Source organism: Furfurilactobacillus siliginis (genome assembly GCF_001437435.1).
Lineage (GTDB): Bacteria > Bacillota > Bacilli > Lactobacillales > Lactobacillaceae > Furfurilactobacillus > Furfurilactobacillus siliginis.
The window spans coordinates 18,865-44,432 of record NZ_JQCB01000006.1 but is presented as its reverse complement, the minus strand read 5'-3'; the positions used below and the strand labels follow the sequence as shown (position 1 = coordinate 44,432).

The following is a 25,568-nucleotide window of genomic DNA, read 5'->3' as shown; positions in this document are numbered from 1 at the left end:
AACAGTAACGGGTAAGCCAACGAACGGTGTTGATGTGAACTACACGCTGACAGATATTAGTAAAGATGTGAACGTTAAGGAATACACGATTGATGTAACACCAACAGCTAACGCTAATGGTAATTACACGATCACGCCTGTTTCTGGTAAGTTGACGATCACGCCTAAGCCACTAGATCCAGCAACACCAAACACGCCTGATAATCCAGCTAAGCCGGATAACCCAAGTGACAATGATCCATTGAGTACGTCGCTAGTAATCAAGGGAGCCACGAAGGTTTATAACGGGGACGCAAGTACCGATCCAACCACCTACACGGTTGTTGGACCAACTGGTTATACAGACTTTGTCGTTCCAGCATTAACGGCTGATGATTTCGACTTAAGTGGTATCAACAGTCAGAATGTTGGCAAGTATGTGGTCAAGTTGAGTGCTGCTGGAATCACCAAGATTCAAAACGCCAACACTAACTACAGCTTTACGGCAGCAGATATCCAAAGTGGTTTATTCGTGATTACACCAGCACCAATTACCATTACGGCACCAACTGTGTCGAAGGACTACGATGGCAAACCATACGGTACTATTACTGGAACAGTAAGTGGAAAACCTGCTAAGGGTGTTGCAGTTAGCTATACGTTGACTGATATTAGTCAAATCGTTAAGGCTGGTCATTATGACATCAATGTCACTAATGGCACCAACCCTAACTACACTGTGACACTGGCCAAAGGTTCATTAACCATCAATCCGGTTGCAGCAACCTTTAAGCTGACTGGTACTGACGACAAGACTTATGATGGTCAGACGGTAAACGTTAATGATGTTAAGTCACATTACACAGTTACTTTGAGTAATGGTGACAAGTACACGCTTCAAGATGGTGATTTAGCCTTCAACACAGCTGTTACTGATGTTGATAATTACACGGTTGTATTAACACAAGCGGGTAAAGATCACGTTAAGGCAGCTGATGCTAACTACGTCTTCACCGATGACGGTAGTGACGCAACGTATATCGTTAACAAACGAGACGTTACCATTACGGCTCAGGACAATGGCAAGACCTTTGGTACAACGGATCCAAGCTTGTCCGGAACAGTTGAACTATTTAATGAAGGAAACAACTCTGGGTTAGTTAAGGGCGATACTTTAACGTACACAGTTGATCGTGTCACAGGTGAAAATGTTGGTCGCTATGCGATCAATGTCAACCCTGATACGAATAAGAACTATAACGTTAAAGTAGTTCCTGCTAACTTCACAATCACACCAGCGAAGGCAACTTATAAGCTGGATGGTGATGCACACAAGGTTTACGATGGGAAATCAACTGACATCAACACTGTTACGGGTAGTTACACGATTACTTTGAATAACGGCAAGAGCTACACTGCTGTTGACGGTGACTTAGCCTTTGATAAAGATGCTAAGAATGTTGGTGATTACACTGTTAAGTTGACTGATGCCGGAATCGTACACGTTAAGGCAGTTGATTCTAACTATGACTACAGTGAAGCTACTGGTAAGGCAACTTACGAAATTACACCTAAGCCACTAGATCCAGCTACACCAAACGAACCTGGCAAACCAGCTAATCCTGGTAATCCAAGTGACAATAACCCATTGAATACGTCAATCGTGATCAAGGGTGCCACAAAGGTTTACGACGGTGACAAGACGACTGATCCAACGACTTACACAGTCGTCGGACCAACCGACTACAAGGGCTTTGTCGTTCCAACACTAACGGCTGGTGACTTTGATTTAACTGGCATCAACAGTCAAAACGTTGGTAACTACACCGTTAAGTTGAGTGCTGCTGGAATCAAGAAGATTCAAGATGCCAACAAGAACTACAGTTTCGATGCATCTGACATTCAAAGTGGTCTGTTCGTGATCACACCAGCACCAATCACCATCACAGCGCCAACAGCAACGAAGGTTTACGATGGCAAACCATTTAGTGGTCTGACTGGTACGATTACCGGACAACCTGCTAAGGGCGACACGGTCACTTACACCTTTACGAATGCTGACAACGCAAACGTTGGTGAATATGCAATTGGTGTGACATCAACGCAGAACGCTAACTACACGATCACAACCGTTCCTGGTAAGTTGACCATCACACCTGCTGAGGCCACCTATAAGTTGATTGGTAACACTGAGAAGACTTATGACGGTCAAGCAACGAATGTGAACGACGTGAAGGGTCACTACACAGTTACCTTGAGCAACGGGAACACTTATCAAGTAACAGATGGTGACTTAACCTTTAGCTTCGGCAATGAAGTTAAGAATGCCGGTCATTATGTGGTTAGCTTGACGACAGCTGCTAAGGACCGGATTGCGAAGAGTGATGCTAACTACACCTTTACCGATGCCGGTGAAGATGCAAGCTACACCATCAACAAGCGGCCTGCAACGATTACTGCTGCAAGTAACAGCAAGGTTGCTGGCACGAGCGATCCAGTCTTGACTGCAACGACTGAAGGCTTTGTCAACGGGGACATGGTTCACTACAACGTGGATCGGGCACCTGGTGAGGAAGTTGGCACCTACTTGATTGAAGTGAACAACGTTGGTCAAAATGACAACTATGACATTACGGCGAAGACCGGTGTATTTACCATCACCGCGACGGTACCAAAGGAAGCAACCTTTAAACTGACTGGAACTGACAGCAAGACTTACGATGGTAAGGTTGTCAACGCCAACGACGTGAAGGCTGCCTACCGGGTAACCTTGAGTAACGGCAACACGTACACGTTGCAAAATGGTGACTTGATCTTTAACCAAGATGTTAAGAACGTTGGTCATTACACGGTTAAGTTGACCCAAGCAGCAATCAACAAGATTACGGCTGACGCTAACTACACGTTTACCGATGAAGGTAGCACTGCTACTTACGACGTGAACAAGAAGCTGGTTAAGATTATCGTCAATGATAATCACAAGGTGCAAGGTACAACTGATCCAGACCTGACTGCTTCGGTAGCTGGTGTGGTACCAGGCGATAGCCTTGATTACACGGTTAGCCGGAAACCTGGTGAAGCTGTTGGTAAGTACGCAATTACCGCAACTTACACGGATAACGATAACTACACCGTGGAAGTAACTGACGGAACGTTTGAAATCACGCCAACACCAATTCACGCCGGTGCAGTTAATGTGCACTACATTGTGGCAGGAACTGGTAAGGAATTGCGGCCAATGATTCGCCTAGAAGGTGAAGTCGGAACTGACTACACGGTCGACCAAATGAACTTTAAGGGTTACACCTTGAAGGAAATCGTTGGTGGTAAGACCGGTGAGTTTAGTAACGAAACTGGTAACGTGATCCTGCGGTACACGGTTGATTACACGGCGGTACCAGTCACACCAGATGGCAAGCACATTCCAAATGTGCCACCAGTAACGGGGACCGGTATCCCAGGTGAACCAATCGAGATGCCAAACATTCCTGGTTACAACCGGATCGAAGTGCCAAAGGTACCAAATGATCCTGGTGAAGTGACTGTCGTTTACGTGCCAATCGAAGGAACGGTCATCGTTCATTACCGGATTGATGGAACGGATGGGAAGACCATTCACCCTGATCAACGGTTAACTGGACGGATCAACACTGACTTCAATGTTGATCAATTGAACATTCCTGGTTACACGTTCAGCCGCAGTGACAAGCTATTAACTGGCTCGTTTGTTGAAAACCAAGTCAACGAAATTACCTTGTACTACACCGTTAACTACACGGTGGTACCAAAGACGCCAGATGGTCACACGATTCCAAATGTGCCAACCATTCCTGGTACTGGGATTCCAGGTGAACCGATTACGAACATTCCGGATATTCCGGGTTACCGCCGCGTCACGACGGTGGTACCAAATGTTCCAGGTGAACCTGGTCAGGTAACGGTCGTTTACGTGAAGATTCCAAACGAACCGCAGCCACCGGTTGTTCCTGGGAAACCAGAAACACCAACACCTGGTACTGAAACGCCTGGTCATGAGACACCAACACCAGGTACAAACACGCCAGCACCACATGTTCCAGGCGCACAGACACCAACGCCGGTTCCAGGGCAACCTGGTAAGGCTTACGTGCCCGCAACTGGACAGCGTGGCAAGACCGCTAAGGAATTGCCACACACTGGTGAAGAAGATCAATCAGTGACAGCCGGTATCGGTTTGACATTGATGGCCAGCTTGCTTGGCTTGATCGGATTCAAACGGCGCAAGAAACATGATGAAGAAAACTAACCGTTAACTTTGTCAAAACGAAAGCGACATCGATCCTGCAACTTGGGACCGGTGCCGCTTTTTGTATTGGCTGGGTGTGGTTGCATGGATAAGTGTGTTAGCTCTGCGTTGCGCCACTCGCACACAGCTTCTTGGTTGCTGCGTGTTAGTACGGGACTCAAACTGTGTGTGGTTTGTGTAAGTTGCCAAAGGCAACTTACACTCGGTCTGCACCGGGGTAAACGCGATGGCGAAAACTGACCGTCTCGTAGTGAGGACTGCGGAAGAATTCCGCGAGGGCCGAACGGTGAGAGACAGTCAGTTTTCGCCGACGAGCAAAGCGAGTTCGTGTTTATCCCGGAGCAGGCCGACCTGCTCCATGTAGACCCATCCGAGGGAGATTACACGAACCACTTATTTGTTGGCGCGGAATCTTGTATACTAGGAAAGGTAAACAGGTGGCGATTGATGACCACCACGACGGAGGAAAGATATGACAAAGAAAATTATTCTGACCGGTGATCGTCCAACCGGTAAATTACACATCGGCCATTACGTAGGTTCACTGAAGAACCGGGTGGCGATGCAAAACTCAGGCGACTACGATACGTTCGTCATGATCGCTGACATGCAGGCGTTGACTGACAATGCGCGTGACCCTGAAAAGATCCGCAAGAGTTTGACGGAAGTAACGTTAGATTATTTGGCTGTCGGTTTGGATCCAGAGAAGTCGACGATTTTTGTGCAGTCACAGATTCCTGCGTTAAATGAATTGACGATGATCTATTTGAACTTGGTGACCTTAGCACGGTTGGAACGTAACCCAACGGTGAAAAGTGAAATCGCCCAAAAAGGGTTCGGTCAAAGTATCCCGGCAGGGTTCTTAACGTACCCAGTTAGTCAGACGGCGGACATCACAGCTTTCAAAGCCACAACAGTTCCAGTCGGTGACGATCAGGAACCAATGTTAGAGCAAGCGCGGGAACTGGTGCGCTCATTTAACAATGCCTATAACGGTGATATTTTGGTTGAACCTGAAGGTGTCTTTCCACCTAAGGGTCAGGGTCGGATTCCTGGTTTAGATGGTAATGCCAAGATGAGTAAGTCACTCGGCAACGCTATTTACCTATCCGATGATGCCGAAACTGTGACGAAGAAAGTCATGTCGATGTACACGGATCCTGAGCACATTAAAGTGAGCGATCCCGGACACGTTGAGGGCAATACCGTATTCACGTACTTAGATATCTTTGATCCAGATAAGGATAAGGTTGCTGAACTGAAGGCACAGTACCAAGCTGGTGGTTTAGGTGACGTGAAGATCAAACGTTATTTAAATGAAGTATTAGAAGCTGAACTGGCACCAATCCGTGAGCGCCGCGCACACTTTGCCGAGAATCTTGACTATGTTTACGATGTTTTAGAAGCTGGCTCAAAGCACGCCAACGAAATTGCGAACCAGACATTACAAGAAGTCCGTGATGCCATGGGCATTAATTACTTTACCCAACGCTAATTGCTGGGGAGACGAAAGAGGCAAAAGTGCATCATGGAAAATTTAGCCATTGTGGACCTTGGCTCAAACTCCGTGCGGATGGGCATTACCCAGATCGAGGCGGACGGTAGCTTTAAAGAGGTCAAACGAATTAAGGAAGATACCCGTATCTCTGAGGGGATGGGTGCCGAAAAGCGCCTGACCAAAGTGGCGATGGATCGTACCATCGAAGCATTGATTGGGTTTAAGAAGATGTATCAGGATTTACCTAAGTTAACGGTGCGTGCGATTACGACTGCCGCAGTTAGACAAGCGGTGAACCAAACTGAATTTCTGAATCGCGTGCAACAAGAGGTGGGGCTGAAATTGACCGTGTTATCCGGGGATGACGAGGCTTACTATGACTTTCTCGGCGCAGTTAACGCGTTGCCAATTGATGATTGTCTGATTTTAGATACTGGTGGAGCTAGCTGCGAGCTGATTCATGTGGCAGACCGTAAAGCCAAGAATCTGATCAGTGTGCCGTTTGGTGCGGTCAATCTGTCGGAACAGTTCCATTTTGGGGACGTTATTACAGCAGGTAACCTTTTCTCTGCTCAGGTGTTTGTTCGCAAACGTCTACAGGATATTTGGTGGCTCAGCGAAGCAATGCATTTACCAATCGTGTTGCTCGGCGGGGCTAACCGGACGTTGGCGCGGATTAATCGCAAAGCGCAGAAGATGGCGCGGGTCGAAGATATTCACGGTTATCGTTTAAAAACGGAAACGGTGTTTAATACCTTTGATTCACTGCTTTCGAAGAATAATTCTCAGCGTCAGGATATTGACGGTCTGGAATATGATCGTGCGGACATCATCGTTGGCGGGATGTTGCCATTGGTGGAACTCCTGCAGTTACAGGATTCTGATCGGGTGATTTTTTCTGAAAGCGGTGTGCGCGAAGGCATCGTTTCTGAATATGTAAGTGAACGGCCGCAATACCATAAAGATTAGGCGAAAGGTATTAGATCGTATGAATCTAGCAGCATCGTTGAGGAATTTTCGTAAACTGGATTGGGATGCACGTGTGGCTGTCGCAACTGAATTAGGACAGCTGGATTCGTCATCCCAGCAACAATTGCTGGCGCATTTTGACGAGCGTGATGCGTTACTCATTGAAAACTATCTAACTAACTATCAATTGCCGACTGGACTAGCGGCGACCATTCGCATGAACGACCAGGATTATTTGGTTCCCATGGTGACTGAAGAACCGTCTGTGATCGCGGCTGCAAGTTATGGTGGTAAAATGACCAGCACAGGTGCCGGGATTATCACTAGCATGCCAACTAATTTATTGATGGGCCAAGTGGTTTTCCAAACGGTCACACAGGCAGAAGTTAGTCGTTTTGTGGACCCTCAAGTAGATGCATTACTGGCATTAGCGAATGCGGCGCATCCCAGCATTTTGACCCATGGCGGTGGCGCTAAGAAAATTCGCGTCCGTGCATTGGGCGAAGGCTTCGTCAGTGTTGATTTATTCGTCGATACGGGTGCGGCAATGGGTGCCAACATGATGAACGGGATGCTTGAAGCGCTCGGCCATCATTTGCAGGACGTACTGGAGCAACATCCAGTCATGAGTATTTTGACAAATGATGGTCAAGGCAGTTTGGTGACGGCGACGGTAACAGTGGCTGTGGCGAACCTTGCGAAAGGCAACGTCACCGCTGGTTTACAAGTGGCCAAACGAATCGTGGCGGCTAGCGATATTGCCCAACTAGATGTTAGTCGGGCAACCACCCATAACAAAGGCATCATGAACGGTGTTGACGCGGCCGTTGTTGCTAGTGGCAACGACTGGCGCGCCGTGGAAGCCAGTGCGCATGCTTATGCCGCACATAGCGGTCAGTACCGCGGGTTATCACGCTGGTCGTTACAAGATGAACGACTAGAAGGTGTTTTGACCATGCCAATGCATTTAGGCTTGGTTGGTGGCGCAACAGGTTCGTTGCCACTGGCTAAGATTAATCAACAGATTAGCCAGGTAGCATCGGTGGCAACACTAAACCAATTAGTGGTGGCCGTCGGATTAGCACAGAATTTGGCTGCGTTACGGGCGTTGGTCAGTGAGGGCATTCAACAAGGACACATGCATTTGCAGTATCGGAACCTCGCATTGGTAGCTGGGGCGACACCAACACAGGTGCCACAAGTTGTGGATGCTTTAGGGCAGCAGGCGACCGCGGATTTAGCTGCGGCCAAACGAATCGTTAACCAGTTAAATGAGCAGTAGAAACATAACCAAAATTGAGGTAAATAAATGGCAAACATTAAGTTAATCCCAACGGTGCAAGCATTGTTGGATCAAGTCAACGAACTATTTCCAGGCACGGTTTCCGTTCAGTTCGGGGATAAGCATGCTGGCTATGTGCGTGATGATCAAGTGCAACAGCATGTGTTGAAGGACCGCCTATTGATTTGGGTGGATGATGTCACCGCGCCACAGTATTCGGCCGCACATGAATTAAGTCACTTGCTGATGTTGTTGCAAGGCTTTCCACAGGTCTCGTTTGATTTAACTTTTGGGGATACTGAATTGGATGGCCAGTTGATGGCATTAGCCACACAGCTGTTTAACGTTGCCAACCACCAGGTGATCTTTCCGGCATTAGCTGGGCACGACCTGATTGATGAGACGGTTGCCAGCCAGTATTATGACGGAATCTTTGCCACGATTGACCCTGAGGATGGGCAACAAGATGACGCGCAAAATGCGCTGCGGTTGCTTGTTTTGTTGGATGCTTGTGTCTTTTATGGCGCTGACATTGACAAACATGCCACTGAGTTAACGACCAACTTCCCGATTACCTTTGCGGCGGCACAAAAGCTGTATGCTGTGTTGACGGCTAAGTCAGCTGAGACACCATTTGGAATGCGGCGTTCATTGGTTCGTTTATTCAAGGCATTCGACGAGCAACTGGTTGCTTGGGGCTTGCCACCATTGCACAGTACCGAATTTGCAACGATGACGAGTGTTTTGAGTGACCGTCAGTTACGGTTAGAAATGCGGCAACTATTTGAAGTGTTTCACTCTGATTTGCAGAACCGGCAGACTGGCAAACGGGCTTATGTAGGCTTGAATCGTTCTGATCGGCAAAACGCGTTTGTACTGACGCCGCCAGAGGACGCGGAGAATGATTCAGCAAGTTACTTTAAAGATGTGTATGACATGTCGGTGAAAGCGTTCTTTGACCAACAACACATTCCATACAGTATTCGGGACTAAACGAGGCAGTTTATGACCACATCGATTCAAACAATGATTCAAAACGCCGAACATGTGACTTTTATGACTGGTGCCGGCGTGTCGACAGCGTCTGGCATTCCAGACTATCGGTCTAAAGACGGTTTGTATGCGGACAAATTCCATGGCTTACCACCAGAGTATCTGTTGAGCCATGACTGTTTGGTACAACAACCAGAACTGTTATACGCTTTTGTGAAGGACAATATGTATTTTCCAGACGCAAAGCCAAATGTGATTCATGAGCAAATTGCGAAACTCTGTAATGCAGGGCGTGCGAGCCTAATTACGCAAAATGTCGATGGTTTAGATCGTCAAGCTGGCAACCAGCAGGTCGTTGAATTTCATGGCAATCTGTATGATTGTTACTGCACGAGCGACCAGCAGTCTGTCGATTGGCATGACTACATGAAAAGTATGTATCATGACCCTGACCATGGTGTGATTCGGCCACGAATCGTGTTGTACGGCGAAGGGATTGCAGAAAAGGCGCTGCAGCAATCTGTTCAGGCTGTGGAAGCAGCCGACTTGATTGTCATTGTGGGCACGTCGTTTAAGGTGTATCCGTTTGCCGGATTGATTAACTATCGGCGCCCTGGCACACAGTTGGTCGTCGTGAATAACGAACCGATTCCGGCTGGCAGTGTCACCGCGCAATACACAGGGGATGCAAAAGCATTCTTCAGCGAGTTGGCTGGCAAATAATTGTTTACCACATGAGGATAAATCAATTGCGTTTTCGTGCGTTGTTTCTTACAATTGAGCCATAGTAAGGGAAAGGCGGGTGACAGAATGAATCGTGATGATGTGTTTGTACGCTTAGGTGGATTAGTTTCACAGATGCGGTGGATGAACCGACTCCAACTAATTTTTGACATGCTGATGTTTTATGGTGCATGGCAGGTATTCTTTGGTGCACAACCAGCAATGTTGTTTGGTGTTGCGATGGATCGCGGCAATGCCGGCATCGTTACCATGCTGTTTGCGATTATCAGTTGGTCATTTTCTGGCATCCGTGGGAACTACCGCCGTCAGGGACTCGTGTTGATCAGTACATTGAAGGGCATGAAGTTATCTGAAGAAGAAAGTAACTTAGTGCGGCAGTTTAAATAAACGACAGACATTTAATATTAATGCGGGCGGCCGGATTCGTTAACTAACGAAGACGCTGCCCGCTTTTTTCTTAAGGAGATTTCCATGATTACAATTGGGCTTTCTACCTGGACCAGACATCCACATTTGATTCATGATGAAGACCGTCCGGTGCGGTTTGATGAATATGCGGGAACGTTTCCGCTGGTCGAATTAGACAATCCGTTTTATGGCGTGCCGACGGTTAAAGCGGTGACTAACTGGACAACCCAAGCACCGGATGGGTTCAAATATATTTTAAAGGCACATCAATCCATGACCCGTCACGACGATGGGCATGGTGAGCCAATTACGGATGATGTGCGATGGCAAACCTTCGCTCAGTTTCGGCGCGCTGTAGCACCATTGGTGAAAGCTGAGAAGTTAGCAACGATTCTGTTTCAATTTCCACCGTACTTTACCCGCAGCGTGGAACACATTCAGTATTTACGCGATGTGCGGTTGCGCATGGGTGATTTACCGGTGGCCGTTGAATTTCGTGACCCCAGTTGGTATGCCGAAGGTGTGTGGTCGGATGTTCAAGACTACTTGAAAAGCTTGCAGATAACGTATGTCATTGCTGACGAACCATTTGATGGCAATCAAGGTGTGCCATTTATGCCAATCATGACGACGCCGACCACCGCCTATTTTCGACTGCATGGGCAAAATAAAAAAGGGTGGCTCAGTCGCGAAGGTAGTTGGCAGGTTGAACGGACAAATTATCATTACACGATGGCTGAGATTCAACGGTTGGCGCGTTCGGTGCAACAAGTTGCGGAAACTGTCGATCATGTCTATGTGATTTTTAACAATAATGGTCATGGAGATGCGGCTGAGAATGCGGAGCAGCTACGCGATGAACTTGGTTTAAAATTCACTGGCTTAGGTCCGACACAGCTAGATTTATTTTAGAAAACTTGCTTTGAGAAAGTTCCCAAACGAAACAAAGTGCTATGGTATACTTATTCAGACTAACAAGCGGGTTTGGTGCCGGATAGACCGGCGTTTTATGAACATCGAACCAAAGGAGCGAACACATTTATGGCAGATAAAAAACCAACCTATTACATTACAACCCCGATTTACTATCCTTCGGGTAAATTACATATCGGTAACTCATACACGACGATTGCCGTGGATGCTGAGGCACGTTACCGTCGCCTAATGGGCAACGACGTGTTCTTTTTGACTGGGACTGATGAACACGGTCAAAAGATCGAAGAAAAGGCTGAATCACTTGGCAAACAACCAAAGGAATATGTCGACGGCATGGCCAAAGACATTAAAGACCTGTGGAAATTGCTGGAGATCAGTAATGACAAGTTCATTCGGACGACCGACGATGAACACGAAGCAGCTGTGCAAGAGATCTTTGACCGCCTGTTGAACCAAGGTGATATTTACAAAGGGCGTTATGAGGGCTGGTACTCCGTTGATGACGAAGAGTTCTTTACGGAATCACAACTTGCTGAAGTTTATCATGATGCCGATGGTAACGTGACCGGTGGGCAAGCACCATCTGGGCATGATGTCGTGTGGACTGATGAGGAATCTTACTTCTTCAAGATGAGTAAGTACTCCGACTGGCTGATGACTTACTACAAGGAACATCCAGATTTCATCATCCCGAACACACGGATGAACGAAATGGTGAAAAACTTCCTGGAACCAGGTCTTGAAGACCTGTCTGTTTCACGTACCAGTTACACCTGGGGCGTGCCGGTTAAGACAGACCCTAAGCACGTTATTTACGTATGGATCGATGCATTGTCTAACTATATTACGGCGCTTGGCTATGCCAGCAAAGATGAAAGTAACTTCAATAAATACTGGCCTGCTAACGTGCAGATGGTTGGTAAGGAAATTGTCCGTTTCCACACCATTTATTGGCCAATCATGTTGCATGCATTGGGCTTACCTTTGCCAAAGCATGTGATTGGTCACGGCTGGTTGTTGATGAAAGACAGCAAGATGAGTAAGTCTAAGGGTAACGTTATCTATCCAGATACTTTGGTGGAACGCTACGGCTTAGATGCTTTACGTTATTACTTATTAAAAGCGATGCCGTTCGGAAATGACGGGAACTTTACACCAGAAGACTTTGTCGCCAAGGTTAACTACGACTTGGCCAACGATCTTGGAAACTTATTGAACCGGACAGTTGCCATGGTTAACAAATATTTTGACGGCGTGGTGCCCGCGTTTGTTAGTGGTGTGAACGGTCCTGATGCAGATATGGAACAAACGGCAGCTGATGTCATTGCTGAATACCATGACTTGATGGAAAGCTTGCATTTCTCTGACGCCCTTTCAGCTATTTGGAAGCTTGTCGCACGGACAAACAAATACATTGATGAGACGGAACCATGGGTCTTAGCTAAAGACGAAAAGGCTGGCGACAAGGACCGTTTGGCGGCTGCAATGAGCCATTTAGTGGCTAGCTTGCGGGTCATTGCTCTGTTACTACAGCCTGTTATGACGCATGCACCAAAGGAAATCTTGACGCAACTTGGGTTGTCGACTGAGCCTGAAGACATGCAAATTGAAGGCTTATCATTAGCTGGTTTACCGGTTAACAGTCATGTCGTTGCCAAAGGGACACCAATCTTCCCACGGTTAGATGCTGAGGTAGAAACTGACTTTATCCAAGGCCAGATGACGAAATCAGATAAGCAGAAAGGTCGGTCAGCGATGGCTGCAGCGGCTAATGCAAAATGGGAACCTGAAAATGTCACGCTTGATCTGACGAAGCCAGAAATCAAGTTTGAAGACTTTGACAAGAGTGAAGTGAAGGTTGCTGAAATTATTGAAGTAAAGCCTGTTGAAGGTGCTGATAAATTGTTGCAATTCCGGTTAGATGCCGGTGATCAACAAAACCGGCAGATCTTGTCTGGTATCCACGAATGGTACCCAGATTATGAAAAGCTGACTGGTAAAAAAGTGTTAGCTGTTACGAATTTGAAGCCACGGAAGATGCGTGGTCAAATTAGTCAGGGGATGTTGTTGTCCACTGAACGTGACGGCAAGGTTACATTGGTGATTGTGCCGAATGAATTGAACAACGGGGATGTCCTCGGTTAGTTTAAAAAGGTAAAGATAAATGGAAATTTTTGATTCACACACACATTTGAATGACGATGCCTTTTACGAGGATGTTGCTTCTTACAATGAACATGCCCAGGCGGCCGGCGTTACGCGAATCATGAATGTTGGTTCTGAGGCCCAGCTAAACGAGCGCGCCATTGCATTGGCCCATCGTTATGAAAATATGTGGGCTGCAATTGGTTGGCACCCGGAAGAGGTTGCCACTTATAACAAACCAGCGGAAGAAACGCTGATTGGCCAGCTTCAAGATGACCGTGTGCTTGCGCTTGGTGAGATTGGTCTGGATTATCATGTTGATAATTTGGATGCTGTTGTGGATGATCAAAAGAAGCTGTTTGCGCGTCAGTTGGCGATTGCGAAAGACCTTGGCTTGTCAGTGGTCATCCATAATCGTGATGCATTTGAAGACACCTACAAAATCTTGAAGGATGCTGATATCCGTGATATTGGTGGCGTTATGCACAGCTTTAATGGTGATCCGGAATGGCTCAAGCACTTCCTGGATTTAGGCATGATGATTTCTTACTCTGGGGTGGCCAGTTTTAAGAACACGCATGAGGTTCATGATTCAGTGCGCGCGACGCCACTTGATCGCATGTTAGTGGAAACAGATGCACCTTATCTGACACCTGAACCGCATCGGGGTGAACAAAATGAACCTGCTAACGTGGCCTTCACGGTAGCCGCAATTGCGAAGCTGCGTGAAGCAACGCCACTGAGTATTGCTGAGGCAACTTTTGCGAATACGAATCGGTTCTTTGGGATTGAGGACTAATGGCAAAGCTAAAAGAAGTCCTTGTCGTTGAAGGCAAGGACGATACTAAACGGATTGCGCAGGCAGTTGAAGCTGATACGTTTGAAACAAATGGGTCAGCAGTTAATAAAGCAATGCTCGAGCAAATCAAAAAACTGCAGGCAACCCGTGGTGTCATCGTCTTGACTGATCCTGACTTTAATGGGGAACGGATTCGCCGGTTGATCAGTGATGCTGTTCCTGATGCTAAACATGCCTTTATCACTAAAAAGCAGGGTGTGCCGACGAATGCCGGTGGCAGCCTGGGTGTGGAACATGCTGATCCAACGGTCATTCGCACCGCATTGACGCGTTTATCTGGTGGCGCCAGTCAGTACGAACCAGTGATTTTTCAACATGATTTATTAGCAGCACGGTTGGTCGGTCAACCTGAGTCACGCAAGCGCCGCGAGCAACTTGGCGTTTTACTGAACCTAGGCTACGTCAACGGTAAACAGCTATTGAAACGGCTACAGCTATTTCAAGTTTCACGGGCTGATTTTGATCAGGCCGTTGCGCAATTAAAGTAACTTTTGAACGTAAATGAGGAGTATGCATGAGTAACACAAACCAGGCAAACACGCCTGACATTGCCAACCCAGTCCGCACCCGTGCCATCATGAACACCTATGGCATCGCGGTTAAGAAAAGCTTGGGTCAGAACTTTTTATCTGATACCAATATTTTAGCCAACATCGTGCAAGCCGCCGACATCACCGATGAAGACGACGTCATCGAAGTGGGCCCTGGGATTGGTGCGTTAACTGAACAGCTTGCGCGTCACGCACATCGTGTACTGGCATTTGAAATTGACCGTAATTTGATTCCGGTTCTGGCTGACACACTGTTACCATATGACAACATTGAAGTCGTGAACGCTGATATCTTGAAGGTTAACATTGAAGATGAAATTGCTTCGCGCCTACCAGGTGCCAAAGCGGTTAAAGTTGTTGCCAACCTGCCGTATTACATCACGACGCCCATTTTGATGGGGTTAGTGAGTGCACCAGTTGATTTTGCTGCCATCGTTGTCATGATGCAAAAGGAAGTCGCTGAACGTTTAAGCGCACAACCTGGCACCAAGGCATATGGGGCACTTACGTTGGCTGTTCAATATAAGATGCAGGCCAAAATTGCCTTTACAGTGGCACGGACAGCCTTTATTCCTCAACCAAACGTTGACTCTGCCATCGTGACGCTGACGCCTCGTGAACCATTAGCGGAATTACCGTTCACTGAAGCAGCATTATTCCGGTTGATCCGCGGTTGCTTTGAACACCGCCGGAAGAGTTTATGGAATAATCTGCAAAGTATCTTTGGAAAAGCACCTGCGACTAAAGAAGCTTTGGCTGCTAGTTTAGCTGACTTGGGCATTGACCAGGGGATCCGGGCGGAACGGCTGTCGTTGGAGGAATTTATTGCGCTGACGAACGTGTTGCATGGGCATGAGGTGTTTTAGGGGGTAGGGGCTGTGCTGTTAGATAGTGGAAACGAGCTTGCCAACCTTGATTCCTGTGCATTGACTAGCCGCTGTCCGTGGCTAAAGCCACTACCACCGTCCTTGCAATTGCTCGGAATCAGACCAGGTTGACTCACTCTCTGACATAATTGCAAATTGGTCTTGACCATGCTATACTGTTATGCATGTGAGGTGAATTGCATGCCAGTAACATTACAGAGCATCAAGGCTAAGCTGGACGCCAAATTGGGTGAAAAACTCATGGTGGTAGCTCAAGCCGGTCGCAAAAAGGTGACCAAGCGTCGTGGCACTCTGCGCGAAACGTATCCGGCTGTTTTTGTAGTTGACCTCGATCAAGAGGAGAACTCATTTGAACGAGTCTCTTACAGTTACACAGATGTGTTAACAAAGAATATTGAAATTGCTTTCGACGAAGATTAATGTCGACTGTGAAATCTAAAAAAATAACGTCTACCAGATAAAAATGGTAGACGTTATTTTTTGTTTATGAAATGAATCGGGTCACTAAAAGATTGTGTTGAGTAGAGTGCGAGTTTGCTTTGGATTTATGAACATTTTCTACGTATATGGATGATGAAGCACCGTGTGAAGGTGAACTATAGACGACAACTAAGAGACTGTAATATACTTACATTAATAATTTTATGGATAATGGGGGTGAGACCCACGGAACGTTTAGAAAAAGCGCCAGCCAAGTTGAATTTGGCTTTGGACACCCCGTTTCATCACGCTAATGGCGATGAAGAATGGGATATGGTCATGACCTCGGTTGACCTTGCTGACTATGTGGCAATTAAGACGCTCGGTAAGAACGGACGAATCAAAGTGACCACAGATAGCGGCTTTTTGCCAAATGATCACAGAAACTTAGCGTACAAAGCGGCCCACCTACTGGCAACTAAATTTGGTCAGAGAGAAGCAGTCAATATTCACATCGAAAAGCACATTCCGGTAGCGGCTGGAATGGGTGGTGGCTCATCCGATGCGGCGGCCGTTTTACGGGGGTTAAACGATATTTGGCAACTGGGACTCACGCAAACAGAATTGTGTGAACTGGGTCTACAGATTGACGCGGATGTGCCATATTGCGTGTGGAGTCAAACGGCTCACGTGACGGGGCGCGGCGAAAAGATCGATGTTTTGCCGAAGCTACCGGCAATGTGGATTGTCATTGCGAAACCGAAGATTAGTGTTTCTACACCAGCATTGCTGCGACAGGTTAACTATGAAAAACTAGCGCACACGGTTCCAACGGATTTATTGACGGCAATTAATGCAGGTGATTACGAAGGTATCTGTGCGAATGTGGCCAATGTATTGACGCCGATTACGGCACGACAACATCCAACCATCACGCATATCAAAGAAAAAATGCTGCATTTCGGAGCTGATGCTGCAGAAATGAGTGGGACTGGTCCAACAGTGTTTGGGTTGTGCAAGAAGCAATCACGGGCGCAGCATGTTGCCAATGGGCTGGCTGGTTTTTGTCGTGAGGTTTATGTGGTGCGACCGTTGAGTTTGCCACCGATTGTGAATTCGGTGGAGACGATGTAGGCGGGCATCAGAATTGTAAGAGTAGTTTAAAAAGCTGATTCAATTATCTCGGGTGAGATGATTGAATCAGCTTTTTTGGTGGGAGGTGCTGTTATATAGCGGAAACGCGTTCGCAGACCCTGATTACTGTGCATTGCCTGCCGACCGTCCGGTGTCGTTTCACGACGCCTACCGCCCTGCCTGCAATTGCTCGTGATCAAAACGGGTCTGCTCACGCTCTAAACATATTCAACAGCGCCTCATCTGCGGCTGCTCTTTCCTCACTGGTTTTGTGAGTTGTCTTAGTTTGAGTTAAATCATGTAAGCCATTTTTCGATAGCGTCAGCGTTCTGGTTGCGACATGTTTAACGAATTCTTGGTCATGCGAGACGAACAAAACTGTTCCAGGGTAGGTGCTCAAGAATTGTTCCAGCGCCGTCATTGTTGGTAAGTCCAAGTAGTTAGTAGGTTCGTCTAGGATGAGGACGTTTGCCTCGCTGACTAGCACTTGGACCAATGCTAACTTCACCCGTTGACCGCCACTCAGTGCTTGTGCTGGGTGGGGGAGCATTGTCGCCGTGAAACCAAATTCTGCCAGAATTGTGCGCAGGGTGGATTCTTCTTGTTGCGAGGTTTCGTTGACCGTATCCCAAATAGTTTTATTCAGGTCTAAATGTTGCATATTTTGATCAAAATAGCCAAAGCGAACCTGCGAATTAATGTGAATTGCGGCAGCGTCGTTGGCTAGCAAGACCCGTAGTAGGGTTGTCTTACCAACTTGATTGGGACCCGTGATGGCGACACGTTCATTTGCGTTAATCGTGAAGGTTACATCGCCACTTAAAGCTTTTGCACCAGCCGATAATTTCAAATGATCTACACGAATCGGTGTGTGACGACCAAGGCTGACAAATTGTTCAGCGCGTAATGTCATCGGTGCCTGCGTTTTCGGTTTTGCCACGGCCGTTAAATTGTCGGCACGTTCATTCATGACACGGGCTGCTTTGGTCATCTTACCTTGATTATTCTTCAACTGCATTTTGATATCTTTTAATTCATTGTTGCTGTGTTTATTGGGGTTAGGTTTGGCGATTCTATTCGCGCGTTCCGTTCTCTTACGAGCGGCGTCGGCGAGTTTACGCTTCTGTTGTTGGTAAACTTGGTAGGCAGCTTGTTGATGGGACTGTTGCGCATCTTTAGCAATCATAAAGGCATCATAATTCCCAGCAAAGGTGGTCAGCTGCTGGTCGGCTAATTCCCAGGTGGTGTCAGTCACGGCATTTAATAAATGACGATCATGGGCAATTAGCAATAATGTCCCGTTAAATCGCTGTAACTGTTGAATCAACCAGGCCTGATTGTCGATGTCTAGGTTTGCGCTAGGTTCATCTAAAATGAGCCATTCTGGCTGTTCTCGTAGTGCTGCTAAAATCGCCGCCTTAACTTGTTCGCCACCGCTTTGCGTTGAGACATCGTGTAATTGTGCGACAAACGTGGGCTGCACAGAGACGTCAATGGTCCCAGTGTCAGGCATTAGTTTTCCCGTTAGTAAATCAATCAGGGTTGTTTTACCAACGCCATTTGCACCAATCAATCCGATGCGATCCCCAGCGTTAATGACGAGCTGGTCGATGGTAAATAATGATTGTGCTTGGCGAGTGATACTCAGGTCGTGCGCTTGCATAATAAACAAAAGGCATTCCTCCTTACAAAAGTGACAGTGCTACTGTAAGTGTGCGGAATTTCATTGGACAATACCTCCAACTAAAAACAGTCCATTACTGGACGCAGATGCAGCGCGACCAAAAATGGACAGCAAAAAAGGACTTCGCCATGCACCAAGCCGTGCTGAACAAAGACAACATACAGAAGTAGGGACTCTTCGAAAAGATTCCTAGGGTGAGTATGTTGTAGTTGTTCGAAACAAAGCTTAGTTGCGCATTGGCTGAAGTCCTCCGTTTTTTTCTGAAAGTTCGATTGGTGTTACTTTAAGGGAATTTTGAAATCCTGTCAAGGACTACCGGTTTTCTGGATACAAGATGCTGTCATGAAATGGACCATCGCCCCAAATTTCGGCTTCGGACAAGGTTGTTTCAATCAGTTCAACAGGAACATGGTTTAACATAATCATAGCGCATTGGTAGCCGGCGAATGGTTGATACAACGGCATAATAATCTGTTGATCAGTTAATGCAGTATGGATATCGTCAACCTTAAAGGCCACGTGTGTTTGCGAAATGATGGCTGGGTCTAACGTTGTAGCTGGTCCAAACGCATGTAGTTCGATGGGGATGCCAAGTTCGTTACGTTGATCTAAGGAATACATGTCATAGATTTCGGCGTACTTAACAGCCGGATTATCTTTGATTGTGGCCAAGTCGACAGGTTTTCCAATGTGATGAAAGGTTAATTTAAGACTCATAAAAACTCCTTAAGGAATGTGTGCAGGTTTATTTTCTAATTGCATTCACGAATGTACTTGGGTAAACTGTTAAACAGTAACCATTACATTTTAAAACATAAACACCGGAAAGGACATGTTTCATGGAACGCAAATCATTACATCGCATTATAGCATTAATTATGGTTACGATAGTTTCAACACTCATGGGACTTGTTCAAACTGGTCAAGCAGCTTCGCGTCACATCGAAGTGGTCAGCTCCCTTGATTTCTACGCGGAGACGGCTCAGGCCGTGTTGGGTACGCAGGGAACGGCGACAGCCATAATCAACAGTCCAAGTATCGACGCTGAGGACTTTGAACCCACAACGAGAACCGCTCGGCAAGTCGCTGATGCAGACGTCGTGATCGAAAGCGGTCTGGGCTATGACGACTGGCTGCACAAAGTCGTTGCGGCCAATGATCAGCAAAACGTGACGATCAATGTTGGTGAACGGCTGCTTCACCGTAAAGTCGGCGACAACCCACATGTGTGGTATGCCCCGAAGACGATGAACCGGCTGACTGATGCGTTAGTTCAACGATTCAGTAAATTGCAGCCGCGGAATAAGCAACTTTTCGCGAAAAATGCACAGCGATATTTAGCGACATTAAAGCCGTGGCAAGACCAAGTGGCTGCGATTAAAGCGCAAGCACAGGGTAAAAAAGTGGCCGTCAGCGAGCCTGTGATGAACGATACGTTGCAGGCTGCTGGTTTACGCGTCACTAACGATCATTTCGCACGGGCGGTTGAGGAAGGCACTGATCCATCACCGGCTGATATTGCTCACCTGACGAAGGCGTTAAAGCAGCATCGGATTGCCGTTTGGGTAGTTAATGTTCAAAACTCACAACGGGTGGTTGATGACATGACTGCTACTGCCAGAAAAGCGGGTGTGCCAGTGATCAAAGTGACTGAAACACTACCAGCACATCAGACCTATAGCCAGTGGATGACTAAACAGACGACTGCACTTCAACAAGCATTGAATAAGAATCGGTAGGAGGATCAACGACATGACCACATCAGCAACAAACACTGTTTTATCAGTTGATCAACTTGCTATGGCGTTTCGACAAAAGCGTGTTTTTCATGACCTGACGTTTGACTTGAAACAAGGTGAATTTTTAAGTGTTCTGGGTGAAAACGGGGTCGGTAAAACGACGCTGGTTCAGATTTTACTCGGACAGTTACGGCCGACTGCGGGTAGTGTGAATTATTATCCAAGTCGGCAGGGCGTTACAGTCGGCTATGTACCGCAATTTAGAAACGTTGATGCGGAGTATCCATTGACGGTGCGGGAATTTGTCGGGTTAGCCTTGCCCAACCGTTTGACACCTTGGTGGACAGCTGCTGAACGAAAGCAGGTCGCCTCAACGTTAGCCATGACGGATTTAACGCGGATTGCGCGAACACCGTTGGGACGCGTTTCTGGTGGTGAACTACAAAAAGCCTATTTAGCTCAGGCATTGATTCGGCAACCACAACTGTTGATGTTAGATGAATCAACGGCCAGCCTTGATAATAATATGAAGTATGAATTGTTGGAATTAGTGAAGAACTATCAGGAGCAAACTAATGCGGCTGTGCTCTTTGTGACCCATGATCTACCGTTAACAAAGCAGTATTCAACGAACTTTTTATTGATGCAGCCTGGTCAGTATCAGACGGGAACGATTGCGGAACTGGACGAGAATGTTGTGGAGGCGGCGCATGCTTAATTATCCATTTATGCAAAATGCCTTTATGGCAGGTACGATTATTGCCATTGTGAGTGGCGTTGTGGGTGTGTTTGTCGTTGCCAGAAACATGCCTTTTTTGACCCATACGCTATCTGAAATCGGCTTTGCCGGTGCCGCTTTCGGGTTGTTTGTCGGCTGGACGCCGTTAGCGGGGATGCTGGCATTTACCACGGTCAGTTCCGTGGCTGTTGGTCAGCTTAGTAGTAAACCTTCGCGGCGTGAATCATCGATTACGTCGATTTCTGCATTGGCAATTGGTCTGGGAATTTTATTTCTATCATTGTCGAATCAAAATGCGAGTTCGGCGACAAATATTTTATTTGGATCTGTGATTGGTATTAGCCGAACAGAAGTCGTTGAGGTGGCAGTCTTAGCCATCGTGGTCTTACTGGTGATTCTTGGTCTGTACCGGCCCTTAAAGTTTGATTCATTTGATGCCGTCGGCGCACGAGTTGCCGGGGTCCATCAGACATTGTTAGCGAGCGTTTTCTTAATCGCATTGGCATTTTCTGTGAGCGTTGCCGCACAGATCGTTGGTTCATTATTGATCTTCATCTTATTAACCTTGCCCGCGGCAGCAGCCAAGTACTTTGCCCATGGGGTGGGTAGCATGATCGGACTGTCCATTCTCTTTGCCTTGATTGGCGTTTGGTTAGGGATTGCAATCAGCTACTGGACCAACTGGCCAGTGTCATTTTTCATTGCTGTGATTGAGGTCTTGATTTACTTTATCGGCATCGGTGCGAACCATTTAGCAGCACGAAATTAAATCATTATGAAAAAGCGCCGTTATGGGCGCTTTTTTCGTGCGAACTATCCTGAATTCACGAACGTTGTGCTATTATTAATCAAGGAAAGAACGCATTTTGCGATCATTAAAAATTAAACTGAGGTTGAGGTAGTTACGGGATGAAAGTTAGACGATCAGATCGCTTGATCGACATGACACGATTTTTGCTAGAACGTCCACGGACGTTGATATCACTATCGTTTTTTGCCGATCGGTATGAATCAGCAAAGTCTTCCATTAGTGAAGATCTTACAATTTTAAAACGCACCTTTCAGGAACGCGGGACAGGGTTACTTGAAACACTGCCTGGTGCTGCAGGTGGGGCACGGTTTATTCCGTACATTTTGAAGGAAGATGCCGAAGCCTACATTGCTGAATTATGTGCAAAGGTGTCTGATTCTCATCGGGTGATGCCCGGTGGCTATGTCTATTTGTCTGACTTGTTAGGCGAACCTGCCGTTTTACGGCAGTTAGGGCGCTTAATCGCCACACAGTACATGAATCAAACGATTGACCGTGTGTTGACTGTTTCAGTTAAGGGAATTCCTTTGGCTCAAGCTGTCGCCGAACAATTGAACGTGCCATTTGTGATTGCGCGTCAAGATGGGGCTATTACAGATGGGGCAACCGTGAGTGTGAACTATGTTTCTGGTTCGTCAACTGCCATCGAAAAGATGCAGATTTCAAAGCGCGCATTGCCTGCAAATTCGAAGGTCTTAATCGTGGATGACTTTGTGAAAGGCGGCGGAACCATCTCTGGTTTAGCCAGTTTAGTACGCGAATTAGATAGTGAAGTGGTCGGTGTAACTGTCTTTGGTGAAGGCCGTTTCAGTGGTCAACGTCAATCAGAAAACTTCACTGCTTTGTTACACATCGAAACGTTGCAGAGCGAAGTGGAACCAATTAGAGCCACACCTGGTGATTACTTAGAGCGGGTGTTTGGTAACGAAAGATAGGAGACTGGAAAGATGCCATCACGGAACACAATTATTTTAGCTGCTGGTAAAGGAACACGGATGCGTTCGAAGCTGTACAAGGTGTTACACCGCATTGCCGGTGAAACCATGGTCGAACACGTATTGACCCAAATTGAACAAACAGACATGGATCATATTGTCACGGTCGTCGGCTTTGGGGCAGATGATGTTCGCAAGCAATTAGGCGATCGGACGCAGTATGTGATGCAAGAAAAGCAATTAGGTACGGGACACGCGGTTTTACAAACGGAACCTTTGTTAGGTGAAGAAGATGGGATGACACTGATTATGAGTGGTGATACCCCATTGTTCCGCGCAGAGACATTGCAAAAGTTGTTTGATTATCATGAAGCTAAAGGTGATGTGGCTACTGTCCTGACATCGATCGCACCAGATCCAACTGGTTATGGTCGCTTAATTCGTAATGACATTGGCTTAGTAGAAAAGATTGTTGAACAAAAGGATGCTTCCGTTGAAGAGGCGGCTGTTCAAGAAATCAACACCGGTGTGTATGTCTTTGATAACAAGGCTTTATTTGATGCCTTGCACCAAGTCAAAAACACTAACGCCCAAGGCGAATATTACTTAACTGATGTGATTGAAATCCTGAAGCAGGCTGGTGAACGGGTTGGCGCTTACCGGATGAGTGACTTTAGTGAATCAATGGGGGTTAATGACCGTAAGGCATTGGCAACTGCGACTAAAGTGATGCGCCGACGGATCAACGAAATGCACATGACAAACGGTGTAACTTTTATTGATCCAGAAAATACGTATATCGATGTGAACGTTAAGATTGGTTCAGACACCATCATCGAGCCAAATGTTCAGTTAAAGGGCAATACGGTTATCGGTGAAGATTGTTATATTGGAGCCAACTCAGAAATTCGTGACAGTACGATTGCTGATGGTGTGACCGTGACGTCCTCCTTTATTGAAGACAGTGATATGGCCACCGGTTCTAACATTGGACCAATGAGTCATTTACGCCCAGAATCACATATCGGCGAAGACGTGCACCTTGGTAACTTCGTGGAAGTTAAGAAGGCGACAATTGGAAACCGGACCAAGGTTGGTCATTTGACCTATGTTGGTAATGCGGAACTTGGTACTGATATCAACGTTGGTTGTGGTGTTGTGTTCGTCAACTACGATGGCGTCAACAAGCACGATTCAGTGATTGGTGACCATGTCTTTATTGGCAGTAACTCGAATCTGGTTGCGCCATTAAATGTGGCCGATCACTCGTTTATCGCCGCTGGTTCAACGATTACCAACGATGTCGCCAAGCATGACATGGCCATCGCCCGTGCACGGCAAACGAATAAAGCTGATTACTGGGCTAAATTGCCACATAAGCCAGAAGATAAGTAGTCAGTGTAGTTGCGTTAACATTCTTTAATGAGTACGATTAGTTTATGTAAGAGCTGATTGAGAAAAAACATTCATGTGGAGGAAACATGGCAACTCAATATTTTGACCCGAAACTCAAGATTTTCGCTCTAAATTCCAACCGTCCTCTGGCGGAAAAGATTGCTGAAGAAGTGGGGGTCGAGCTTGGAAAGACCTCTGTTGACCGTTTTAGTGACGGTGAGATTCGTATCAACATCGAAGAAAGTGTTCGAGGCGACAATGTTTACTTGATCCAATCAACATCCGCTCCCGTCAACGATAACTTGATGGAATTGTTGATTATGATTGATGCATTACGTCGTGCGAGTGCGAACACCATCAATTTGGTAGTTCCTTACTACGGTTACGCAAGACAAGACCGTAAGGCACGTTCACGCGAACCAATCACGGCTAAGCTAGTTGCTGACATGTTTGAAAAAGCAGGTGCCACACGCTTACTTGCGCTTGATTTACATGCCGCACAAATTCAAGGTTTCTTCGATATTCCAGTTGACCACATGATGGCTGCACCACTATTAGCTGACTACTTCATCACCAACCACATTGCTGAAAATGCCGTAGTTGTCTCACCTGATCATGGTGGGGTGACACGTGCCCGGGCATTAGCTGAATTCTTGAAGGCACCAATTGCCATCATCGACAAACGCCGTCCGAAGGCCAATGTTGCCGAAATCATGAACATCATTGGTGATGTCAAAGGTAAGAAATGTATCATGATTGATGACATGATTGATACAGCTGGAACCATCACATTAGGTGCTAAAGCCTTAATGAAGGCAGGCGCTGAAGAAGTTTATGCTTGTTGTTCGCATGCTGTGTTGTCTGGCCCTGCTGTTGAACGGTTGCAGGAATCACCTTTCAAACAAGTGATCGTGACCGATTCAATCAACTTACCTGCCGACAAGCATTTTGACAAGTTGGTGCAAGTTTCAATCGCACCGCTGGTTGGGGATGCAATCAAGCGCATTAATGAAAACAAACCAGTTAGCCCATTATTCCGGACACGTTTTCGTCGGAATCGCGATGCCGCGACTGATTAACATTTGGTATCTAAGCTCAGTGCACATGCACTGGGCTTTTTGTTTTGCAGCGGAAAGGGGGGCTGTGTCCTCCAATGCCAGGTCATTAGCAAGTTT

At 46.8% G+C, this 25,568-nt stretch carries 22 protein-coding genes; 20 read left to right on the top strand and 2 right to left on the bottom strand.

Annotated features, from left to right (window positions below; genetic code table 11):
- The 14 genes from IV55_RS05560 to ispE form a co-directional block, all read left to right on the top strand.
- Positions 1-4,264: MBG domain-containing protein (locus IV55_RS05560; RefSeq protein ID WP_162260731.1), on the top strand; the 4,264-nt coding region annotated here is incomplete at its 5' end.
- 472 nt (positions 4,265-4,736) lie between these two features.
- On the top strand, positions 4,737-5,759 hold the full coding sequence (gene trpS, locus IV55_RS05555) for a tryptophan--tRNA ligase (protein WP_057810185.1): 1,023 nt from the start codon (positions 4,737-4,739) through the stop codon (positions 5,757-5,759).
- Between the two features lie 33 nt (positions 5,760-5,792).
- Positions 5,793-6,731: a Ppx/GppA family phosphatase gene (locus tag IV55_RS05550; RefSeq protein WP_057810183.1), complete on the top strand. Its 939-nt coding sequence runs from the start codon at positions 5,793-5,795 to the stop codon at positions 6,729-6,731.
- Between the two features lie 19 nt (positions 6,732-6,750).
- A complete protein-coding gene (locus tag IV55_RS05545; protein ID WP_057810181.1) occupies positions 6,751-8,013 on the top strand; it encodes a 3-hydroxy-3-methylglutaryl-CoA reductase in 1,263 nt (420 codons plus the stop codon).
- 27 nt (positions 8,014-8,040) lie between these two features.
- Positions 8,041-9,006: a hypothetical protein gene (locus tag IV55_RS05540; protein WP_057810179.1), complete on the top strand. Its 966-nt coding sequence runs from the start codon at positions 8,041-8,043 to the stop codon at positions 9,004-9,006.
- A gap of 12 nt (positions 9,007-9,018) precedes the next feature.
- Positions 9,019-9,729: an NAD-dependent protein deacylase gene (locus IV55_RS05535; protein ID WP_057810177.1), complete on the top strand. Its 711-nt coding sequence runs from the start codon at positions 9,019-9,021 to the stop codon at positions 9,727-9,729.
- A gap of 87 nt (positions 9,730-9,816) precedes the next feature.
- Positions 9,817-10,137 carry a hypothetical protein gene (locus IV55_RS05530; RefSeq protein WP_057810175.1) on the top strand — a complete coding sequence of 107 codons (321 nt, stop codon included), beginning with the start codon at positions 9,817-9,819 and terminating at the stop codon, positions 10,135-10,137.
- A gap of 84 nt (positions 10,138-10,221) precedes the next feature.
- Positions 10,222-11,070: a DUF72 domain-containing protein gene (locus tag IV55_RS05525; protein ID WP_057810174.1), complete on the top strand. Its 849-nt coding sequence runs from the start codon at positions 10,222-10,224 to the stop codon at positions 11,068-11,070.
- A gap of 129 nt (positions 11,071-11,199) precedes the next feature.
- Positions 11,200-13,239 carry a methionine--tRNA ligase gene (gene metG / locus IV55_RS05520; RefSeq protein WP_057810172.1) on the top strand — a complete coding sequence of 680 codons (2,040 nt, stop codon included), beginning with the start codon at positions 11,200-11,202 and terminating at the stop codon, positions 13,237-13,239.
- A 19-nt stretch (positions 13,240-13,258) separates the two neighbouring features.
- Positions 13,259-14,038, top strand: coding sequence for a TatD family hydrolase (locus IV55_RS05515; RefSeq protein WP_057810170.1), 780 nt, complete (start codon positions 13,259-13,261; stop codon positions 14,036-14,038).
- Entirely contained in the window at positions 14,038-14,586 is a 549-nt protein-coding gene (rnmV, locus tag IV55_RS05510) for a ribonuclease M5 (protein WP_057810168.1), read from the top strand. Before IV55_RS05515 ends, rnmV begins: the two co-directional genes overlap by 1 nt.
- A gap of 26 nt (positions 14,587-14,612) precedes the next feature.
- The gene (gene rsmA / locus IV55_RS05505; RefSeq protein WP_057810166.1) at positions 14,613-15,515 is read left to right on the top strand and encodes a 16S rRNA (adenine(1518)-N(6)/adenine(1519)-N(6))-dimethyltransferase RsmA; all 903 of its coding nucleotides are present in this window, start codon (positions 14,613-14,615) and stop codon (positions 15,513-15,515) included.
- A 201-nt stretch (positions 15,516-15,716) separates the two neighbouring features.
- On the top strand, positions 15,717-15,956 hold the full coding sequence (locus IV55_RS05500; protein ID WP_057810164.1) for a Veg family protein: 240 nt from the start codon (positions 15,717-15,719) through the stop codon (positions 15,954-15,956).
- A 237-nt stretch (positions 15,957-16,193) separates the two neighbouring features.
- The gene (gene ispE, locus IV55_RS05495) at positions 16,194-17,090 is read left to right on the top strand and encodes a 4-(cytidine 5'-diphospho)-2-C-methyl-D-erythritol kinase (RefSeq protein ID WP_237756165.1); all 897 of its coding nucleotides are present in this window, start codon (positions 16,194-16,196) and stop codon (positions 17,088-17,090) included.
- A 211-nt stretch (positions 17,091-17,301) separates the two neighbouring features.
- Here the strand turns inward: ispE and abc-f are convergent, their stop codons facing one another.
- Both abc-f and IV55_RS05485 read right to left on the bottom strand, forming a co-directional pair.
- Positions 17,302-18,753 carry a ribosomal protection-like ABC-F family protein gene (gene abc-f / locus IV55_RS05490; protein WP_225425849.1) on the bottom strand — a complete coding sequence of 484 codons (1,452 nt, stop codon included), beginning with the start codon at positions 18,751-18,753 and terminating at the stop codon, positions 17,302-17,304.
- A gap of 333 nt (positions 18,754-19,086) precedes the next feature.
- Positions 19,087-19,491, bottom strand: coding sequence for a hypothetical protein (locus tag IV55_RS05485; protein ID WP_057810158.1), 405 nt, complete (start codon positions 19,489-19,491; stop codon positions 19,087-19,089).
- Positions 19,492-19,613: 122 nt separating this feature from the next.
- Here IV55_RS05485 and IV55_RS05480 point away from each other — a divergent pair, with 122 nt between their 5' ends.
- The 6 genes from IV55_RS05480 (at position 19,614) to IV55_RS05455 (ending at position 25,472) form a co-directional block, all read left to right on the top strand.
- Positions 19,614-20,513: a metal ABC transporter solute-binding protein, Zn/Mn family gene (locus IV55_RS05480; protein ID WP_146993627.1), complete on the top strand. Its 900-nt coding sequence runs from the start codon at positions 19,614-19,616 to the stop codon at positions 20,511-20,513.
- Between the two features lie 13 nt (positions 20,514-20,526).
- Positions 20,527-21,231 (top strand): metal ABC transporter ATP-binding protein, encoded by a 705-nt coding sequence (locus IV55_RS05475; protein ID WP_057810156.1) that lies wholly within the window; start codon positions 20,527-20,529, stop codon positions 21,229-21,231.
- Complete coding sequence (locus IV55_RS05470; RefSeq protein WP_057810154.1) at positions 21,224-22,021, top strand: metal ABC transporter permease; 798 nt, start codon at positions 21,224-21,226, stop codon at positions 22,019-22,021. Before IV55_RS05475 ends, IV55_RS05470 begins: the two co-directional genes overlap by 8 nt.
- A 140-nt stretch (positions 22,022-22,161) precedes the next feature.
- The gene (gene purR / locus IV55_RS05465; RefSeq protein ID WP_057810152.1) at positions 22,162-22,998 is read left to right on the top strand and encodes a pur operon repressor; all 837 of its coding nucleotides are present in this window, start codon (positions 22,162-22,164) and stop codon (positions 22,996-22,998) included.
- Positions 22,999-23,010: 12 nt separating this feature from the next.
- Positions 23,011-24,393 carry a bifunctional UDP-N-acetylglucosamine diphosphorylase/glucosamine-1-phosphate N-acetyltransferase GlmU gene (gene glmU, locus IV55_RS05460; RefSeq protein WP_057810150.1) on the top strand — a complete coding sequence of 461 codons (1,383 nt, stop codon included), beginning with the start codon at positions 23,011-23,013 and terminating at the stop codon, positions 24,391-24,393.
- Between the two features lie 86 nt (positions 24,394-24,479).
- Positions 24,480-25,472, top strand: a complete 993-nt coding sequence (locus IV55_RS05455) for a ribose-phosphate diphosphokinase (protein WP_057810148.1) — start codon at positions 24,480-24,482, stop codon at positions 25,470-25,472.
- The last annotated feature ends 96 nt before the right edge of the window (positions 25,473-25,568 follow it).

Excerpts from the sequence above, each read along its gene's own strand:
- trpS (WP_057810185.1), top strand. The coding sequence starts at position 4,737 with ATGACAAAGAAAATTATTCTGACCGGTGATCGTCCAACCGGTAAATTA.
- IV55_RS05550 (WP_057810183.1), top strand. The coding sequence starts at position 5,793 with ATGGAAAATTTAGCCATTGTGGACCTTGGCTCAAACTCCGTGCGGATG.
- IV55_RS05545 (WP_057810181.1), top strand. The coding sequence starts at position 6,751 with ATGAATCTAGCAGCATCGTTGAGGAATTTTCGTAAACTGGATTGGGAT.
- IV55_RS05540 (WP_057810179.1), top strand. The coding sequence starts at position 8,041 with ATGGCAAACATTAAGTTAATCCCAACGGTGCAAGCATTGTTGGATCAA.
- IV55_RS05535 (WP_057810177.1), top strand. The coding sequence starts at position 9,019 with ATGACCACATCGATTCAAACAATGATTCAAAACGCCGAACATGTGACT.
- IV55_RS05530 (WP_057810175.1), top strand. The coding sequence starts at position 9,817 with ATGAATCGTGATGATGTGTTTGTACGCTTAGGTGGATTAGTTTCACAG.
- IV55_RS05525 (WP_057810174.1), top strand. The coding sequence starts at position 10,222 with ATGATTACAATTGGGCTTTCTACCTGGACCAGACATCCACATTTGATT.
- metG (WP_057810172.1), top strand. The coding sequence starts at position 11,200 with ATGGCAGATAAAAAACCAACCTATTACATTACAACCCCGATTTACTAT.
- IV55_RS05515 (WP_057810170.1), top strand. The coding sequence starts at position 13,259 with ATGGAAATTTTTGATTCACACACACATTTGAATGACGATGCCTTTTAC.
- rnmV (WP_057810168.1), top strand. The coding sequence starts at position 14,038 with ATGGCAAAGCTAAAAGAAGTCCTTGTCGTTGAAGGCAAGGACGATACT.
- rsmA (WP_057810166.1), top strand. The coding sequence starts at position 14,613 with ATGAGTAACACAAACCAGGCAAACACGCCTGACATTGCCAACCCAGTC.
- IV55_RS05500 (WP_057810164.1), top strand. The coding sequence starts at position 15,717 with ATGCCAGTAACATTACAGAGCATCAAGGCTAAGCTGGACGCCAAATTG.
- abc-f (WP_225425849.1), bottom strand. The coding sequence starts at position 18,753 with ATGCAAGCGCACGACCTGAGTATCACTCGCCAAGCACAATCATTATTT.
- IV55_RS05485 (WP_057810158.1), bottom strand. The coding sequence starts at position 19,491 with ATGAGTCTTAAATTAACCTTTCATCACATTGGAAAACCTGTCGACTTG.
- IV55_RS05480 (WP_146993627.1), top strand. The coding sequence starts at position 19,614 with ATGGAACGCAAATCATTACATCGCATTATAGCATTAATTATGGTTACG.
- IV55_RS05475 (WP_057810156.1), top strand. The coding sequence starts at position 20,527 with ATGACCACATCAGCAACAAACACTGTTTTATCAGTTGATCAACTTGCT.
- IV55_RS05470 (WP_057810154.1), top strand. The coding sequence starts at position 21,224 with ATGCTTAATTATCCATTTATGCAAAATGCCTTTATGGCAGGTACGATT.
- purR (WP_057810152.1), top strand. The coding sequence starts at position 22,162 with ATGAAAGTTAGACGATCAGATCGCTTGATCGACATGACACGATTTTTG.
- glmU (WP_057810150.1), top strand. The coding sequence starts at position 23,011 with ATGCCATCACGGAACACAATTATTTTAGCTGCTGGTAAAGGAACACGG.
- IV55_RS05455 (WP_057810148.1), top strand. The coding sequence starts at position 24,480 with ATGGCAACTCAATATTTTGACCCGAAACTCAAGATTTTCGCTCTAAAT.